Origin of the sequence: Sorangium sp. So ce1153, from assembly GCF_051521595.1 — a bacterium.
GTDB lineage: Bacteria > Myxococcota_A > Polyangia > Polyangiales > Polyangiaceae > Sorangium.
The window spans coordinates 1,995,970-2,012,719 of record NZ_CP150361.1 but is presented as its reverse complement, the minus strand read 5'-3'; the positions used below and the strand labels follow the sequence as shown (position 1 = coordinate 2,012,719).

Sequence of the window (16,750 nt, the reverse complement as noted above, 5' to 3'; positions counted from 1 at the left end):
CGGCGTTTTCGGCGCGGAGGCGCCCCCGCCCCGGCTAAACGCTCACCGAGCGGCGGTCCCCCGCACAGGAGACGGGCCCACATCGGCGTTTTCGGCGCGGAGGCGCACTCCGGTGCGCTGAGCACCGAAAACGTCGAGGTGGGCCCGTATCCGAAGCGGGCGCCCGCCGCTCATTCCGGATCGCCGTGGAGGAGCCACTCGTGGGCCGCGTCCTCGTCCCAGAAGCGGCGGAGGACCTTGTCCGTGCCGCTCTCGCGCGCGACGCGGTTCAGCTGGAGCGCGACGATGTCGCTCTCGATGATCTCGGCGACGCGCATCACCCCGAGCTCCAGACCGAACTCCTGGACGGCGCGGATCTTCTCCGCCACCTCGGGGGCCATCGGCCTGAAGCCGCGGACGTCGGCCTTGATCTTGATCCCCCGGCCCTGGAGGCTCTCGCACGCCTTCCGCAGCTCGCTGACAAAGTTCTCCATCTCCTCGAGGCGGACGCGCCCCTCGAGGACGAAATCCACCATGGCGTGGACCCGGTCGATTTTGATCTCGAACACGTTGAGAGACCTCCTGCCAGTTCCCGAAGGGGCGGGATGGGGCCGCGGAATCATACTCCGGATCGCGGGGCGCGAGCCCCGGGATCGCGACGCCGGAGCCGCCGCGATGCCGGCCGTCGGCCATGGGAGGCGCGCGCGGGGAAGCGGGGAGCGGCGGCGCCCCGGCGCGGAGCGGACGGCGTGTTTCCTCGTGGTTCTCCGGGAAATCCGCCGCGCCGCCCGCGCGCTCTCGGCTGATTCGGCTCAGGCGTGGCCGGCGCGGCCGGCGCGCTGGGGCGCCCGGGCTCGCGCGCTCTCTCGCCCGCGGCCCTTCACGCCGTCCGCGCCTCGCCGACCGGCGACGTGCCCTGTCCGCGCCGCGCGGCGATCGCCTTCTCGTAGATGGTCGTGTACTGCGAGAGCAGCGTGGGCCACTGGCGCTCCTTGAGGATCCACGCCCGCGCGTTCTTGCCGACCTGCTCGAGGCGCTCCGGGTCCTTCAGGGCCTCGACGCACCGCTTCGTCAGATCGGCGCTGTCGCCCGCCTTGAAGACGAACCCCGTCTCCCCATAGCGCACGAGCTCTCCCATCGCCGGGACATCGCTCACCATCACGGGGCGGGCCATGGCCATCGCCTCGAGGGGCTTCAGCGGCGTCGTGAGCGCGGTCGTCCGGGTCCGGATGCGCGGATACACGAGCAGGCTCGCCATCGCGTAGATGTTGAACACCTCGTCGTGCGGCACCCGCCCGGTGAACGTCACCTTGGACTCCACCCCTCGTTCGCGGGCGAACGCCTTGAGCTCCATCTCCTGGCCGCCGGCCCCCGTGATCACGACGTGCGCGTCCGGGATCTCCCGCGCGATGTCGCCGATCGCCGCGATGAGGGTCTGGAGCCCCTCGTACGGCTGGAACGTGCCGACATACCCGATGAGCCTCTTCCCGGCGAGCCCGAAGCGCTCCCAGGCGCCGGCCGGCGCCTCCCGCGGCGAGAACTTGTCGGAGTCGACGCCGTTGCCCACGACGTAGAGCGCGTCCCTGCTGCGCACCCGCGGCGCGACCGCGTTCTTCAGGGCCTCGCAGATCGTCACCGTGGCGTCAGCGTACTTGTAGACGATGCTCTCGAGGCCAGCCGCGATCTTGTAAGGCACCGAGTCCTCGGCGAATTTGCCCCGGTCGACGGAGGCGTTCTCCCAGAGATCGCGCACCTCGTAGACGAGCGGAAGCCGGAAGCGGCGCGCCGCCGCGAGCGCCGGCAGCCCGACCAGCATGGGCGAGTGCGCGTGGATGAGATCAGGCTGGAACTCCCGGATCGCGTCCTCGACCCGCGCCTCCAGCGCCCGCACCAGCGAGAGCTCCCGGACCACCGGCAGCTTCTTTCCGGAAGGCTCGCGCGTCCGCCAGTAGGAGATGCCGCCGATCTCCTCCTTCAGCGCGTCCCCGGAGCCCTGCTGCGCCGAGGTCACCACGGCCGGACGCATCCCGTGCTCGGCCTGATGCTTGATGATGTAGTCGCTGCGGATCGTGTAGCCCGCAATGACAGGCAGCGACGTATGAAGAACATGGAGCACGCGCACGGATCACCGCCCTTCCTTGTGATGATGCGCCGCGGAGCCTACCCGAGGCCGCCGCGATCGTCATCAAGCTCGTCCGACCCCAGCGCCTCGTCGCGACCGAGCGAGAGCCTAGCTCTCGGCTGCCCCGTTGCGGTACGCTCCGCCGCCCCATGACCCTCAAAATCGCGATCGTCGGCTGCGGCAAGATCGCCGACGGCCACATCGAAGAGATCCAGAAGATGCCGGAGCGGGCCCGGGTCGTCGCCGTATGCGACCTAGAGCTCCTGATGGCCGAGCAGATCGCGGTGCGCTACGGCGTCCCGAGCCACTACGACTCGTTCGACCGGATGCTCGACGTCGAGAAGCCCGACGTCGTTCACATCACCACCCCTCCGCAGTCGCACCTGTTCCTCGCGCGGCGCGCCATCGAGGCGGGCGCCCACGTCTACGTGGAGAAGCCCATCGCGCTGAACCTCGCGGACGTGCGCCGGCTCATCGAGCTCTGCACCGCGGCCGGGAAGAAGATGACGGTCGGCTGGGAGTACAACTTCGATCCGCCGGCCGTCGAGATGCGGAGGCTCATCGGCGAGGGCGTGCTCGGCGACCCCGTCCACGTCGAGAGCTGCTTCGGCTACAACCTCTCCGGCCCCTTCGGCACGGCGCTCCTCGGCGACGGCTCGCACTGGGTCCATCGCCTCCCGGGCAAGCTGTTCCACAACAACATCGACCACCTGCTCAACAAGGTCGTCGAGTTCGTGGACGACGAGCAGCCGAAGGTCACCGCGACGGCCTACGCGCTCCGGGAGAAGCGCTTCGGCGACGCGCGCGACGACATGCTCGACGAGCTCCGCGTCACGGTGCAGGGCGCGCGCGTCAGCGCCTACGGGACCTTCTCGTCGCACGCGCGGCCGCCCGGGCACTTCCTCCGCGTCTACGGCACGAAGAACACGCTCCACGTCGACTACACGAGCCGCACGGTCACGCTCGACGCGTCGCCGCGGCTGCCGAGCGCCATCGGCCGCGTCGTGCCCGCCTTCGATCAGGCCCTCTCGTACCTGCGCGAAGGCGGCAGGAACGTGGTCAGGTTCGCCCGCAGCGACTTCCACTTCTTCTCGGGGATGAACCGCCTGATCGGGCTCTTCTACGACAGCATCACGCGGGGCGCGGAGCTGCCCATCTCGTACCGGGACATGATCCGGGTCGCGTGGATGATGGATGAGATCTTCCGGCAGGTCCCGCAGGAGAAGGCGCGCACATGAAAGTCCTTGTCACCGGCTCGAACGGCTTCCTCGGCTCGGCGCTCGTCGACCGGCTGCTCGCCCACGGCGAGACCGACATCCGCTGCCTCGTCCGCCCGGCGAGCAACCGCTCGCGGCTCGAGGAGATCGAGCAGCGGCGCGGCGTCCCCCTCGAGCTCGCGGTGGGCTCCCTCGCGACGAAGGAGGCCGCCGAGCGCGCGGTCGAGGGCGTGGACGTCGTCTACCACGTGGCCGCGGCCATGGGCGGCGCGCCCGCGGACATGTTCCTGAACACCGTGGTCGCCTCGAAGAACCTGCTCGAGGCGCTGGTCCACACCGGCCGCTCGCCCCGGGTGATCCTCATCAGCTCCTTCGGCGTCTACGGCGTGGCCGACCTCCCGCGGGGGTACGTCGTCGACGAGAACACCCCGCTCGAGTCGCGGCCCGCGCAGCGGGACCTCTACTCGCAGGCGAAGCTCCGGCAGGAGAAGCTCTTCTGGGAGTACCAGGCGCGCTACGGCTTCCCGCTGACGGTGATCCGCCCCGGCGTCATCTACGGCCCGGGCGGCAACGCCTTCTCCGGCCGCGTCGGCATGAGCCTGTTCGGCGTCTTCCTCCACCTCGGCGGGCGCAACCTCCTCCCGCTGACGTACGTCGACAACTGCGCCGAGGCGATCGCCGTCGCCGGCCGGAGCGAGGTCTCGAAGGGGCAGGTCTACAACGTCCACGACGACGACCTGCCCACGGCCGACGCCTACCTCGCTCGCTACAAGCGCGAGGTGAAGCCGCTCCGCTCGATCTCGGTGCCCTACGTCGCCCTCACCGGGATATCGAAGCTCGTGGAGCGCTACCACGCCTACTCGAAGGGGCAGCTGCCGGCCGTCTTCACGCCGTACAAGACCGCGACCTCCTGGAAGGGGAACCGGTTCGACAACACCAAGCTGAAGGCGCTCGGCTGGAAGCAGCTCGTCTCCACGGAGGAGGGGCTCCAGCGGACGTTCGCGTACCTCAAGGAACGCGCGACATGACGCGGCGGCCGTCGCGCGCGCCGCTCGCGATGGCGCTCGGCCTCGCGGGTCTCGTCGCCGGCTGCGACCGGCGGCAGATCCCGGGGCCCCCGGCGGTCCACAGCGGCGCGGACGCGCAGCCCGGCGTCGCAGCCCTCGCGCTCGGCGCGCCGGGCGCGCCGGGCGCTGAAGGCCCGGCCGAGGCGCGCTTCGAGGGGCCGCCCGCGCCGCCGGCCACGCCGGTCAAGGGGCACCCGCGGCTCTGGGTGCGCGAGGCCGACCTGCCGAAGCTCCGGGCGCGCGCCACGCCGGCGAACCCGCTGTTCAAGGAGCTCGCCGCCGTCACGGCGGAGGCCGTGGCGGCGATGGACAAGGGCAAGATCCCCTCCGAGGGCGACTGCGCCGAGAGCCGCATCTACTGCGAGGCGCACGCCGAGCTGTTCGCCTTCATGTCGCTCATCTCGAGCGAGGAGGCGGCCCGCAACGACTACGCCGCGCGCGCGCGGAAGATCCTGCTCTACATCGTCGACCGCGCGAACAAGGGAGATGCGCAGGACCCCTTCGTCCGCAACTTCTCCACCGGGGACCGCGCCCGCTGGGCCGGCGAGTCGTTCGGCCTCACGGTCGACTGGATCTACGGGTACCTCACGGCCAACGACAAGGCGGCGATACGCCCCGTCTTCCTGCGCTGGGCGGAAGCTCAGCTGAAGTCCTCGACGACGAGCCACGACCACCCCGAGCCGATCGGCAAGCTGAACGACCCGGTGATGCTGAAGGAGCCGAGGAAGCGCCGGTACGCCGTGAACAACTACTTCACGTCGCACATGCGCAACCTCGCGCTCCTGTCGCTCGCGTTCGACGAGGCCGACGACCCGCCGGATCCGAAGCCGAGCGGCACCTACCCGCGGCTCAGGGACTACTTCGCCAACGTCGCCGGGGCGTGGCTCTACATGACCGACAGCGTCCTCCGGAACGACGCGCGCGGCGGCTCGCCGCCCGAGGGCTTCCAGTACGGGCCCGCGACGCTGGCCTACGTGAGCGAGACGCTCCTCGCCATCCAGACGGCGGGCGAGGCCGATCCGGCGAAGTGGGGACCGCAGGTGCACCTCGACGGCAACCCCTTCTGGCACGAGTTCATCCCGGCCCACCTCCACAGCCTGAGCCCCGCCGCGCCCGCGGGCCGGATCGGGCCGACCCACGAGGCCGCGTGGACGGGCGACGGCCAGCGCTACGAGTACACCGATCACATCGACCCGTTCGCGGCGCTCGGCCTCCACGCCCAGAACAGCGGCAACGCCGAGCGCCTGAACGCGCTCCGCTGGATGGCGATCCACGCGGGCCCGGGCGGGGCCGCGGCCCTCGCGAAGCGCGCCCGCTCCCAGCTCGGCCAGGTCCACAAGCGCCACTCGATCATGTACTTCCTGCTGATCGATCCGGCGGTCACCCCGACCGATCCGCGCCCCGCCACCCCGCTCACGCACTACGGCCCCGGCCTCGGCCAGGTCTTCGCGCGGACGAGCTGGGGGCCCGAGGCGACGTGGCTCCAGTTCCAGCTCGGCTGGGAGCACATCGACCACCAGCACGGCGACGGCCTGAGCTTCGGCTTCTACCGCGGCGGCGAGTGGCTCACGAAGGAGCGCATCGGCTACGGCGCCTTCTTCGGGAACTCGGAGCAGCACAACACGCTCGCCGTCGAGAACGACAGGAACCGCCGTTACGACGATCCGAACCGCGGCGAGCTCTGGCGGCGCGGGTCCCAGTGGCCGCTGGTGCACACGAACGATCCCCGGGTGCTCGCGAAGAGCTTCGCGCAGGACTACGTCTACGTGCTCGGGGACGCGACCCCGCTCTACAACTCCGAGTACGAGAACATCGGCGACGTGAAGCACGTCAGCCGCTCGCTCGTGTGGCTCAAGCCGGACCACCTCGTGCTCTACGACCGCGCCGCGACGGGCAAGGAGGGGCGCTTCAAGCGCTTCTTCCTGCAGACGCCGAGCGTCGCGCAGGTCGCCGGGAAGCTCGCGACGGTCACGACGCAGAAGGGGCAGAAGCTCTTCGTGACCGCGCTGCAGCCCGAGAGCGCGGTCGTCGTGGCCGAGCCGTACAAGCCGACCGGCACCTGGGACACGAAGCCGGCCGAGTTCGAGCCGATGCTGGCGACGCTGCGGACCGAGCCGCCGGCCCCGATGCCGAAGGAAGCGCGCTTCCTCCACGTGCTCCAGGGGGCCGCCGGCAACGCCGCGGCGGACGCGGCGACCCTCGTGCGCACGAAGCAGGGGACGCCGTTCGCGGGCGCGGCGGTGAAGGGCACGCTGGTCCTCTTCCCGGTCGAGCTCGGCGCCGTGTCCCAGGTGCAGTTCACCGCGCCTGCCGGCGTGACGAGGGTCCTCGTCACCGGGCTCACCCCGGGCGCCTCGTACGACGTGATCAGGAAGCCCGCCGGCGGCGGAGAGGAGATCACCGTCCGCGCCGGCTCGGGCACCAAGGCCGACGAGGGCGGCGTCCTCTCCTTCTGAGCGAGCCGCCGCCTGGGTTCGCGGGGCGGCCGCTCGCTGCTGCTCCCCGAGAGCCGCGGCGGCGGGAACGTACCGCCGATCCGTCCCCTAGCGCCACGGCCGTCACGCCGTCACGCCGTCACGCCGTCACGCCGTCACGCCGTCACGCCACGCGCGCGCGCCCGTCTCGCGTGGACATGCGCGCCCTGCCCCGGTCGGCTTGTCCTCGGCGCGGCGCGCTGCGATAATTTATCGTCCCCTGCCACGTCTTCTACGGAGATGTCATGAGCAAGAAGCACCTCGTCTCTGCCGGCGCGTTCTTCGTCGCGCTGGGCGCCCTGTTCATCCCTGTCGAGGGCAGCGCCCCTGCCGCGACGGGACCCATCGCGAAGGCCGGCGCGCTCGATCTGTCCGGCTTCTCGGGCGCGCGGCCCGACGCCCCGCTGGATCTCCTGTTCATCCACCACTCGTGCGGTGGCCAGATGCTCACGGATCCAGGCCCCGAGAAGGAGAAGGCGTCGTGCGTCTACGAGGCGCACCCGAACGGGGGCGGGCTCAAGAAGAAGCTCACGGCGCAGGGCTACCGCGTCCACGAGGCCTCCTACGGCAGCGAGATCGGCGAGAACACCGACCTCTTCGACTGGGCGCCCAAGTTCCGCGACAAGATGGACAAGGTGCTCCGGGTCGCGCTGAACGACCAGATGCACCCGGACGGCGTGGTGAACCGGATCGTCGTCTTCAAGTCCTGTTATCCAAACAACCGCTTCGTCGGCGAGGGCGCCGCCCCTGGCAATCCGGCCGGTCCGGAGCTCACGGTCTGGAACGCGAAGGCCACGCTCGCCTCGCTCCTGCCCGAGTTCGCGAAGCGGAAGGACACGCTGTTCGTCTACGTCACCGCCCCCGCCAACATCCTCAAGCGCTCGAAGGAGCCCATCTGGAAGTGGACCGCGAAGCAGCTCCTCGGCAAGCCCTCCGAGGCCCAGGTCGCGCAGCGCCAGGCCGACCTCGCCCGCTCGTTCAACAACTGGGTCAAGTCGCCCGACGGCTGGCTCAGCGGTTATGCGGACAAGAACGTCGTCGTCTTCGACTACTACGACGCGCTCACGAACAAGGGCGAGTCGAACTTCTCCCTGTACGGCTCGGAGGGGAACACCGACCACCACCCCTCGCGCGAGGGGAACGAGAAGGCCGCGGACGAGTTCGTGCCGTTCTTGAACCAGGCCGTGCGCCGCATGGGCCTCAGCACGTGAAGCGCGCGACGACGCGCGCCAGCCCAGCCGCCGGGGGGATCGAGCGCAACTTGCTTGACGCGGCCCGCGATTCTCCGGAACGTCCCCCTCCACCCGAACCGCGTCTTCGCTGAGGACCCTCGCCATGCTCGCGCTCCCCGGGGTCATCCTTCTCATCATCTTCATCTACGGCAGGCCTCAGGAGTGGGACGAGCGGTTCGAGAACCTGCCGTTCCTCTACCTGTGGCTCGGCCTCGCGTTCATGGGCATGGGCCTCGATCTCGCCCTGGGCAAGACCAGGCTGAGGACGACCCCGCAGCTCCGGTGGGCCATCGTCACCTACCTCTGGTGCGTGCTCACGCTCGGCGTGCGAAACCCGGCCGAGTTCTCCGAGGGCTTCGTCTCGATCAGCGTGACGTTCGTCCTCTTCTTCCTGATCGCGCACAGCCCCGAGGGCTTCAAGGGCTTCCAGAAGCTCGCCGGCACGGTGCTCGTGATGGGGCTCTTCGTCGCGGCCGTCGCCGTCCACCAGGGGTTCTCCTCGTGGCAGTGCCTGGCGATGACCCAGACCATCGGCGGCTCTCGCGGCGAGGCGGGCATCCCCGACGGCCGCTCCTGCGAGGCCCGCGTGGACTGCCGCGAGGGGCCCGGCGCCGATCCCGACACCGAGTACCTGTGCGAGCGCGTCGGCCTCTTCAAGACCTCGACGATCAACGGCCGCGTGCGCTGGCGCGGCGTGCTCCAGGATCCCAACGAGCTCGCGCTCACGTCGGGCATCGTGCTGCCGTTCAGCTTCGCCCTGTTCGAGCAGAAGCGCTCGTTCACGCGCGCGCTCCTGGTCCTCGCGTCGCTGCTCGTGATCGCGACCGCGATCATCCTCACGCAGTCGCGCGGCGGCCAGCTCGTCTTCGCGACGGTGCTCGGCGTCTACTTCGTCAAGAAGTACGGCATCCGCGGCGCGATCTTCGGCGCGGTCTTCGCGGCGCCGCTCATGCTCCTCGGCGGGCGAGGCGGCGGCGAGGCGGAGGAGTCGGCGAACGAGCGCACGGAGATCCTGGCCGAGGGCCTCATCATCTACCGGATGTTCCCGCTGATGGGCGCCGGCTTCCGCCAGTTCACCGAGCACCACTGGCTCACCGCGCACAACGCGTACCTCCTCGCGCTCTCGGAGCTCGGTCCGCTCGGGATGTTCGCGTGGTCGGCGATGATCTACCTCACGCTCAAGATCTCGCTGGTCGCGCTCAAGCGGTACGAGTACGGCGCCCAGTTCGCGATGATCCGCGCCTGGTCGATGGCGATCATGGCCGGGTTCTGCGGGATGATGGTCGGGATCTTCTTCCTCTCGTTCACCTACCACTACGTGCTCTGGATCTACTTCGGCCTCGCGGGAGCGCTGTACTGCGCCATCAAGAGCGTCGACCCGCACTTCTCGGTCAAGCTCGAGAAGCGCGACGTGTACCGGCTCATCCTGGCCGACCTCGGCTTGATCGGCGCGATCTTCTTGCTCAGCAAGAGAGCGTAGGGCGGTGGAGGTCGCGCGCGGCGCGGTCGGCGCGGTCGGCGACCAGGCCCGGCGCCCGGGGCCGTGAAGGCCGCGCGCGCCCCGCGCTCCCGGCCTCAGCCGTGGAGGCCGCGCGCTCCGCGCCGCCGGCCTCTCGGCTCAGCGCCCGAGGCCGAGGACCATCACGAGCGGGGTCTTCAGGATGATCGAGAGCTCCATCGGCAGGAACGTCGAGAGCTTCTCGAGCGACGCGGCGTACGCGAGGTCGAAGAGCAGCTTCATCCTCATGTCGTCGGCCTCGGCGCCCTCCGCCTCCTCGAGGCCGAACGGGTTGGTCAGCGTCGCCTCGAAGGCGGCGACCTCGCTCTCCGCCGGCGCGCGCCCGGTGTACCCGAGCGAGACCTGCGCGAGCCCGGTGATGCCCGGCTTGATGTCGCGCATCCGCTCCTCGAAGAAGGGAATGGCGAGCGCCAGGTTGACGAGGAGCTCGGGGCGCTCGGGGCGCGGCCCCACGATGCTCATGTCGCCCATGAGCACGCTCCAGAACTGCGGGAGCTCGTCGAGGCGCGTCTTGCGCAGGAAGCGACCGACGCGCGTGATGCGCGGATCGTCCTGCTGAGCGAGCACCGGCCCCGTCATCTTCTCGGCGTCCACGCGCATGGAACGGAACTTGCGCATGTGGAACTCGACGAACCGCGGGTAGGCGACGCCGTCCCGCACTTCCGTGCCGATGAGCATCCCGGCACGGCGCTGCATGTAGAAGATCGGCCCGGGCGACTCGAGGTAGATGGCCGCGCCGATGAAGGGGTAGAGCGGGAGGGTCAGCGTGAGACCCACGAGCGAGCCCGCGATGTCGATCGCACGTTTCGCTACACGAACGCCAGGTGTCACTGTTTACCTTGTGGCTCCCATAGTTCAGAACGTGGTAGGGTACAAGCTCGGATGGAGGTTTGGGCGTGATCCGACTCCGCGTACCAGGTTCGTTGACCTATCGCCACCTCGCCCTCCGCGTGGTGGCGGCCGCATGCAAGATGGCCGTGCCTGGGAGGGTCGAAGGCGGGTCGCCCGGCATGAGCCAGGAGGATTTCGAGGCCCAGACCGTCTCGGCGTTCGGCGAGGCGTTCAACAACATCGCGATTCATGGATACCGTGCTGGCCCCCCGGGCGACGTCGACATCGAGATCGAGTCCGACGCGGACGGCATCATCATCCGCCTGATGGACACGGGGTGCAGCTTCGATCCCGCGGCCATCGAGAACCCTCCCATCGACGACCTCCCTGAGTCCGGAATGGGGCTTTTCATCATCAAATCGTTCATGGATGAGGTCGACTACTGTCCCGGCAGCCCGAATGTCCTCCGCCTGGTGAAGCGGCGGGAGGGCACCTCGTGCATCGCCGGCGACGGCAGCGAAGGCAGCAGTGAACAAGAGAATTCCGATGCCGACTTCAACGGGTCGACGGGGCATCGGACGAGCAGTTTTCGAATGCGGAGCGTCTCCCGCTCGGGCGCAGCCCGCGCCGCAGGGGGAATCAAGATCCAATGAGCTATACGCGGACCGATAACGGCAATGAGACGGTCGTGCAGTTCGAGGGGACCCTCGACGCGGTGACCGCCCCGGAGTTCAGGACGTTGGTGGACGAGCTGGTGGCCGAGAACCGGCAGAACATCACGCTCGAGCTCTCGTCCCTCCGGCTGATCGACAGCTCTGGCGTCGGCGTCATCGTCTCGCTGTTCAAGCGGGTACGAGCGAACGGCGGCCAGGTGCGCATCGTGGGACTGCGGGATCAGCCGCGCGCCATCTTCCGCCTCCTGCGCCTCGACCGGGTGTTCCCCACGTGACGCCGCGGGCGGCGTGCGCGCCGCCGGCCTGGCGACAGCGGCAGCGCTGGCCGCGACGCGCCAAGCACGTCAAGGCGCGCGTCGCCGAGCACGTCGCGGCGCGTCCCGCGTCGGCGACGTATCTGGCACGCCGCGCGCGCCGCGGCCACGCCGCCCTCTCGCACGGCTCGCCCGCGGCGGACCTGGGGTGAGCGGCGAGACGGCGAGGCGGTACCGCGTGCAACAAGCTGGCGCTCGGGCGGCACACGTCTACCATAGGCAGCCGTCCGCCGGACCGGGGTGTGCGTTCTCCGGGCCGCGCGGAGCAAGGCAACCTTCGAGGGAGCGGGGATTATGGACAACTGGAAGATGAACCAGCAGCCCGCCGGGCCTCCCCCGCCCCAGGAGCCGCTCGGGGCGCTTCCCGCCGATGCGACGGCGCGACCTGCGGGTCCGCAGCCGCCCAGCATCAGCGCGATGATCAACCGGACCCTGGCGCACTGGTACGTGGCGGTGCTCGTCGCGCTCGCGGGCGTCGGGTTCACGGTGCTCGTCGTGCAGTCGAGGAAGCCCGCGTACCGCTCCGAGACCGTGATCTTCTACCGTGAGGGCGTGAAGGCGACGTACCTCGGGCCGGACGGGCCCGACCCGCTCCGCACCCTCTCCGCGCGGCTGAAGGAGACGCTGCTCGCGCGCTCCAACCTCGAGAAGGTCGTCACGGAGTTCAACCTCTTCCCCGACGTCCTCGAGAAGCGGGGCATGGTCGACGCTGTCGATCGGCTCCGCATGAAGATCACCTTCAAGGCCCGCTCGACCGACACCTTCGCCATCTCGGCCGAAGGAGAGACGCGCGAGCAGGCGCAGGAGGTGACGCAGCGGCTCGCGGACATCCTCGTCGAGGAGACGACGCGCATGCGCAGGTCGCAGGCGAAGCTCACGAACGAGTTCCTCGACTCCGAGCTGAAGCGCGCCGAGCAGGACGTCGAGAAGGCCGAGACCGAGCTCGCGGCGTTCCTGGCCGAGCACCCCGAGTTCGCCGCCGAGCAGGCCGCGCCCGGCGGCGCGCAGACCGGCGCCGCCATCCGCGCGCAGGAGCGCCGCACCACCACCGCCGACCCCACGCTGGAGGCCCTCGAGCGGCAGGTGCCCCGCCTGCGGAGCCGGCTCACCGGCAAGCCCGAGCAGGTGATGGCGAGCGCCGGAGGGGGTCCCTCCCCCGCGCTCGTCCGGCAGCGGGACCAGGCCGAGCAGGAGCTCGCGACCGCGCGGCGGGACCTGGCGGACAAGCAGTCTCGCTTCACCGAGCAGCACCCCGACGTCCGGGCCGCCGCGGCCCGCGTGAGCAACGCCGAGGCGGCGCTGCGGCGCGCCGAGGAGGCGCTCATCCTGCCGCCGGCGCCGGAGCCGGTGGTGGAGGTCGCCGCGACCGACGAGGCCGAGAAGGCGAAGATCAAGGCCCAGCTCGCGACGCTCGAGCGGGAGATCGCCTCGCGCAGGAACGCGAAGAAGGGGAACGCGGCCGACGCGAGCGAGACGGCGAAGGCGATCATCAACACCGAGACCGAGTGGTCGCGGCTCAGCCGCGAGAAGGTGCGGGCGCAGCAGCGGCTCGCCGACCTCGAGGGCAAGTCGTTCCGCGCCGAGATGGCCGCGAGCTCGGAGCAGGGCGGCTACTCGGCGCAGATCGAGGTGCTCGACCCGGCGTACAGGCCGAGCGCGCCCTCGAGCCCGTCGCGGCTGATCCTCGCCATCGGCGGGCTCTTACTGTCCATCGCGGCCGGCATCGCGGCCGCGGCGGCGCGAGGCATCGTCCTCGATGATCGGGTTTACGACATGGAAGATATCGATCGAATGGCGCTCGCTCCGGTGCTCGTCGTCGTACCGGCCGCCGCGCGCGCGCCCCGAGGGCGCCGTGGCTGAGACAGGCGGTGCTGAGCCGGGAAAGCCCCCGCCGGTCGCTTCCCTGGAGCGGGCGCTCGATCAGGTCTGCGACTTCCTGAGTCGCGCGGAGCAGACCGCGCGGGTCCGCGCCCTCGTCATCGAGGCGCGCCGGCTCCGCAACGTGGTCGGCAACTGGCGCTCGATCGCGCCGGACCCGGACGTGCGCGAGGAGATGATCGCCCGCGTCTTGCGCCTCGCGAACGACGCCGAGGACGTCGTCTCGGCGGAGCGCCCGAGCTCCAGCCAGGAGGACCCGAACGCCGCCTACGACTCGCCGACCATCCGCCAGGATCTGCCGATCTCGGGGTCTCCGCAGGGGGTCGGGCTGCGTCTCGGCCCCGGCGGCCACCCCGCCATGTCGCCGGCGGTCGTCCGGGGGCACTCGCCCCCGACGACGCTGTTCCTGGCGGGGGGTCCGCCCGCGGATCACGGCGCGCATCCGGGCCAGATGGCGGCGCACGGCGTGCACGCGCCGGCGCTGCCGCCCGGCCCCGAGCGGCACGGCGCCGGTGGCCACGGGGTGACGCGCGTCGTCGATCTGAGCGCCACGCTGAGCAGCCCTGGGCTCGTGTCCAGCGGCTCGGGTGCGAGCCCGCCGGTGCCGATCGAGCGCGTCATCGCGCCGCCCGCGCGCGACGTCGGGGTCCGCGACGTTCCTGTTCATCCGGCGCACCCGGCGCACCCGGCGCACCCGGCGCAGCCCGGGGGCTCGCCGCCGATCGAGCGCTCCTTCAGCGGCACGTTCCACTCGCCCCCGTCCCTCGTCTTCGATCGCGTGGTGCCGCCCGCCTCGCGCGAGGTGACCGTGCGCGAGGTGCCGCCGGCGGCGGCGCCGCCGCCCGAGCGCCCCCTCGAGCGCTCGGCCACCAGCACCTTCTCCTCGCCGCCCTCGCTCATCTTCAACCGGGTGGTGTCCACCCCGGGGCACCCGGCGCACCAGGCCGTGGACGCGAAGCTGCAGTCGCTCGACCCGACGTTCGAGGAGCCGCCGTCGCTTCACATCGAGCACATGCGCTCCCTGCCCTCCGCGCCGGAGACGGCCGGGCTGCTCCCGGAGGAGTCCCTGGGCGGCCCGGGCGAGATCACCGTGCGCCCGTTGCCGATGCCGGACGCCGTGGATCCGAACATCGTGATGATCCACGCGCCGTACTCGCCGCAGGCGGACGCCTACCGCACGCTCCGGCGCAAGCTGCCGTCGGGCACCGGGACCACGATCGCCGTGACGAGCGCGTCGCCGGGCGAGGGCAAGACGTCGTGCGCCATCAACCTCGCGCTCGCGCTCCGCGAGACCGTCCGCGGCCGGATCCTCCTCGTCGAGGCGAACATCCGCAAGCCTGGCATCGCGAAGGCGCTGCGGTTCGAGCCCCCGAGCTGCTTCACCGAGCAGCTCCAGCGCCACGCCAACGATCGGTTCGCGCCCTGGGTCGTCGTCGAGCAGGCGGCGCCGGCCCCCGCCGTGGCGCCCAGCGACGACCACATCGACTCGTCGGACAGGAACGGGCCGTCGGGGGGCAGCAAGCCGCCCGACCAGAGGCTCTCGCTCCAGACGCCCGTCCACATCCTGGCCGTCGATCCGCGCACGGAGCGGCCGCCGATCCTCGACGCGGTGGCGTTCTCGAGCGCGATCGAGAGCCTCAAGCGCGCGGGCTACTCGTACATCATCATCGACACGCCCCCCGTGCTCGGCAGCATGGACATGAACGTGATCGCCGACTCGGTGAACGGCGTGGTCATGACGTCCCTGGTCAAGAGGTCGACCCGCAGGTCGATCCGCCAGGCCATCGAGCAGCTCCGGCCGGCGCCCATCCTCGGTGTCGTCCTGCTCGACGCCTGAGCCCCCGGCGCGCGGCCGGCGACTTCCCTCGTCGAAAGGTGGGGGAGGCGTAGCCGAGCGCCGGCTCCATTGTTACCTTGCGGCCCTCATGCGCTCCGGACGAGGTATTGCGGTCGCGGCCTTCGGCTGCGCGATCCTCACCCATCACGACGCTCGAGCGCAGGACGCGTATCTCCAGGGCGTCTTCACCGGGTCGCTCGGCGTCACCGACAACGTGAGCTCGGCGGCCGAGCCTCCGGCCGGGCCTGGCCCGGACGCCGACGGCTTCGGGACCGCGAGCCCCGGCCTGATCTTCACGTACACGACGCCGCGGACCTCGCAGACGCTGTCGTACACGTTCGCGGCGAGCTTCTTCTTCCTGCACTCGGAGGCGAACTCGTACTCGAACATGGCGATGTGGTCCGGCCGCTTCGTCACGTCGCCGAGGACGACGCTGACGCTCGGGGCGGCCGGGTCGCAGGGCCAGCTCAACACCTTCCAGCTCGAGCAGGCGCCGGGGACGACGACGCTCGCGGGCACCGCGGGCGGGACGACGAACTTCGTGCAGGCGTCGTTCAATGAGGGGTTCTCGTTCCAGCCCTCGCCGGTCTGGTCGCTCGGGCAGGGGGCGACGTTCCTCGTCTACAACCCGCTCCAGGACCGCCCGCAGCGCACGCTCAGCGTGGCGAACACGCTGAGCGCGCAGCGGATCTTCCGCCACGACATCGCGTCCCTCGCGCTCTCGGTCGGCTACACGCATTTCGACAACGCCCCGGTCACCGACACCGACCCCGCGACCGCGGACACGTACGAGTCGCGCGATCAGCTCCTCAGCACGCTCGTGGCCAGCTGGCAGCACGACCTCGGCCGGCGCTTCTCGAGCCAGATCGACGTTGGCGGGGTCGTCGCGACGGATCTGACCGGCGACGCCGAGTCGCTCGTGCGGCCGGCGGGGCTCGCGGCGCTGCGCTACACGCACGACCGGGGCGAGGCCGAGCTCGCGTACGCTTACGCGGCCACGCCAAACGTCTTCCTGCAGCAGATCCAGCTCTCCCATCAGCTGACGCTCCGCGCCGCTGCGCCCATCCTCCGCCCGGCCTGGCGCCTGTCGGTCGAGGGCTCGGCCGGCGTGCAGTTCGCGCAGCCTCTCGAGCGGAACGCGGCGGGGGAGCTCGACACGGGGCCGAACACGACCGCGGTGCTCACCGACGTCGCGCTGCTCTGGAGCCCGGTCGTCGTCATCCCCGACTTCGCGCTCGCGCTTCGCTACCAGCACACGAACCAGCACACCGAAGCGCGGACCGCGGCGCTCCCCGACACGCGGATCATCCGGAACGCGGTGCTCCTGTCCGTGTCGGGCGCGTTCCCGCGGCGGATGGAGGCCGGCTCGCGCATCTCGATGACCCAGCCCTTCGGCTCGGCGGGCCCCGTGGGTCCGCCTCACCGGGATCCGGAGCCGATCGAGCCGCCGGAGGGCACGGAGCCGGCGGCTGGGACCGACGCGACGCCCTGACCACGGTAGGCCCGCGGGGAGGGGGGTCGTCGCGCGGGGCGCGGGCGGGCTGATGTTTGAGCGCAAAATACGTCCAGTGTCCGGCGTGCGCAGCACGTCGGGCACTGGACGTCT

Annotated in this window: 13 protein-coding genes; 10 read left to right on the top strand and 3 right to left on the bottom strand. The window is 70.7% G+C overall.

From position 1 onward, the window contains the following. Positions 1 to 170 precede the first annotated feature (170 nt). Complete coding sequence (locus WME85_RS07175) at positions 171 to 548, bottom strand: STAS/SEC14 domain-containing protein (RefSeq protein ID WP_437836407.1); 378 nt, start codon at positions 546 to 548, stop codon at positions 171 to 173. Between the two features lie 311 nt (positions 549 to 859). Further along, positions 860 to 2,101, bottom strand: coding sequence for a glycosyltransferase (locus tag WME85_RS07170; RefSeq protein WP_437836405.1), 1,242 nt, complete (start codon positions 2,099 to 2,101; stop codon positions 860 to 862). A gap of 149 nt (positions 2,102 to 2,250) precedes the next feature. On the opposite strand from WME85_RS07170, the gene WME85_RS07165 reads away from it, so the two are divergent. From WME85_RS07165 to WME85_RS07145, 5 genes are all read left to right on the top strand, one after another. Further along, positions 2,251 to 3,339 (top strand): Gfo/Idh/MocA family protein, encoded by a 1,089-nt coding sequence (locus tag WME85_RS07165; protein WP_437757302.1) that lies wholly within the window; start codon positions 2,251 to 2,253, stop codon positions 3,337 to 3,339. Then, a complete protein-coding gene (locus WME85_RS07160; RefSeq protein ID WP_437836403.1) occupies positions 3,336 to 4,346 on the top strand; it encodes an NAD-dependent epimerase/dehydratase family protein in 1,011 nt (336 codons plus the stop codon). Before WME85_RS07165 ends, WME85_RS07160 begins: the two co-directional genes overlap by 4 nt. Continuing rightward, complete coding sequence (locus tag WME85_RS07155) at positions 4,343 to 6,841, top strand: hypothetical protein (RefSeq protein WP_437836401.1); 2,499 nt, start codon at positions 4,343 to 4,345, stop codon at positions 6,839 to 6,841. The genes WME85_RS07160 and WME85_RS07155 overlap by 4 nt, the downstream gene beginning before the upstream one ends. A 263-nt stretch (positions 6,842 to 7,104) precedes the next feature. Then, positions 7,105 to 8,070 (top strand): hypothetical protein, encoded by a 966-nt coding sequence (locus WME85_RS07150; protein ID WP_437836399.1) that lies wholly within the window; start codon positions 7,105 to 7,107, stop codon positions 8,068 to 8,070. 124 nt (positions 8,071 to 8,194) lie between these two features. Further along, positions 8,195 to 9,571 (top strand): O-antigen ligase family protein, encoded by a 1,377-nt coding sequence (locus WME85_RS07145; protein WP_437836397.1) that lies wholly within the window; start codon positions 8,195 to 8,197, stop codon positions 9,569 to 9,571. A 138-nt stretch (positions 9,572 to 9,709) separates the two neighbouring features. Here the strand turns inward: WME85_RS07145 and WME85_RS07140 are convergent, their stop codons facing one another. Further along, positions 9,710 to 10,441 carry a sugar transferase gene (locus WME85_RS07140; RefSeq protein WP_436625558.1) on the bottom strand — a complete coding sequence of 244 codons (732 nt, stop codon included), beginning with the start codon at positions 10,439 to 10,441 and terminating at the stop codon, positions 9,710 to 9,712. Between the two features lie 65 nt (positions 10,442 to 10,506). Between WME85_RS07140 and WME85_RS07135 the strand changes: the two genes are divergently transcribed. The 5 genes from WME85_RS07135 to WME85_RS07115 all read left to right on the top strand — a co-directional run bounded on the left by WME85_RS07135 (position 10,507) and on the right by WME85_RS07115 (position 16,636). After that, a complete protein-coding gene (locus WME85_RS07135; protein ID WP_437836395.1) occupies positions 10,507 to 11,094 on the top strand; it encodes an ATP-binding protein in 588 nt (195 codons plus the stop codon). Then, a complete protein-coding gene (locus WME85_RS07130) occupies positions 11,091 to 11,390 on the top strand; it encodes an STAS domain-containing protein (RefSeq protein ID WP_044985570.1) in 300 nt (99 codons plus the stop codon). Before WME85_RS07135 ends, WME85_RS07130 begins: the two co-directional genes overlap by 4 nt. 456 nt (positions 11,391 to 11,846) lie before the next feature. Further along, positions 11,847 to 13,289, top strand: a complete 1,443-nt coding sequence (locus tag WME85_RS07125; protein WP_437836394.1) for a GumC family protein — start codon at positions 11,847 to 11,849, stop codon at positions 13,287 to 13,289. Further along, on the top strand, positions 13,282 to 15,144 hold the full coding sequence (locus WME85_RS07120) for a hypothetical protein (RefSeq protein ID WP_437836392.1): 1,863 nt from the start codon (positions 13,282 to 13,284) through the stop codon (positions 15,142 to 15,144). Before WME85_RS07125 ends, WME85_RS07120 begins: the two co-directional genes overlap by 8 nt. An 88-nt stretch (positions 15,145 to 15,232) precedes the next feature. Next, positions 15,233 to 16,636: a hypothetical protein gene (locus tag WME85_RS07115; protein ID WP_437836391.1), complete on the top strand. Its 1,404-nt coding sequence runs from the start codon at positions 15,233 to 15,235 to the stop codon at positions 16,634 to 16,636. The last annotated feature ends 114 nt before the right edge of the window (positions 16,637 to 16,750 follow it).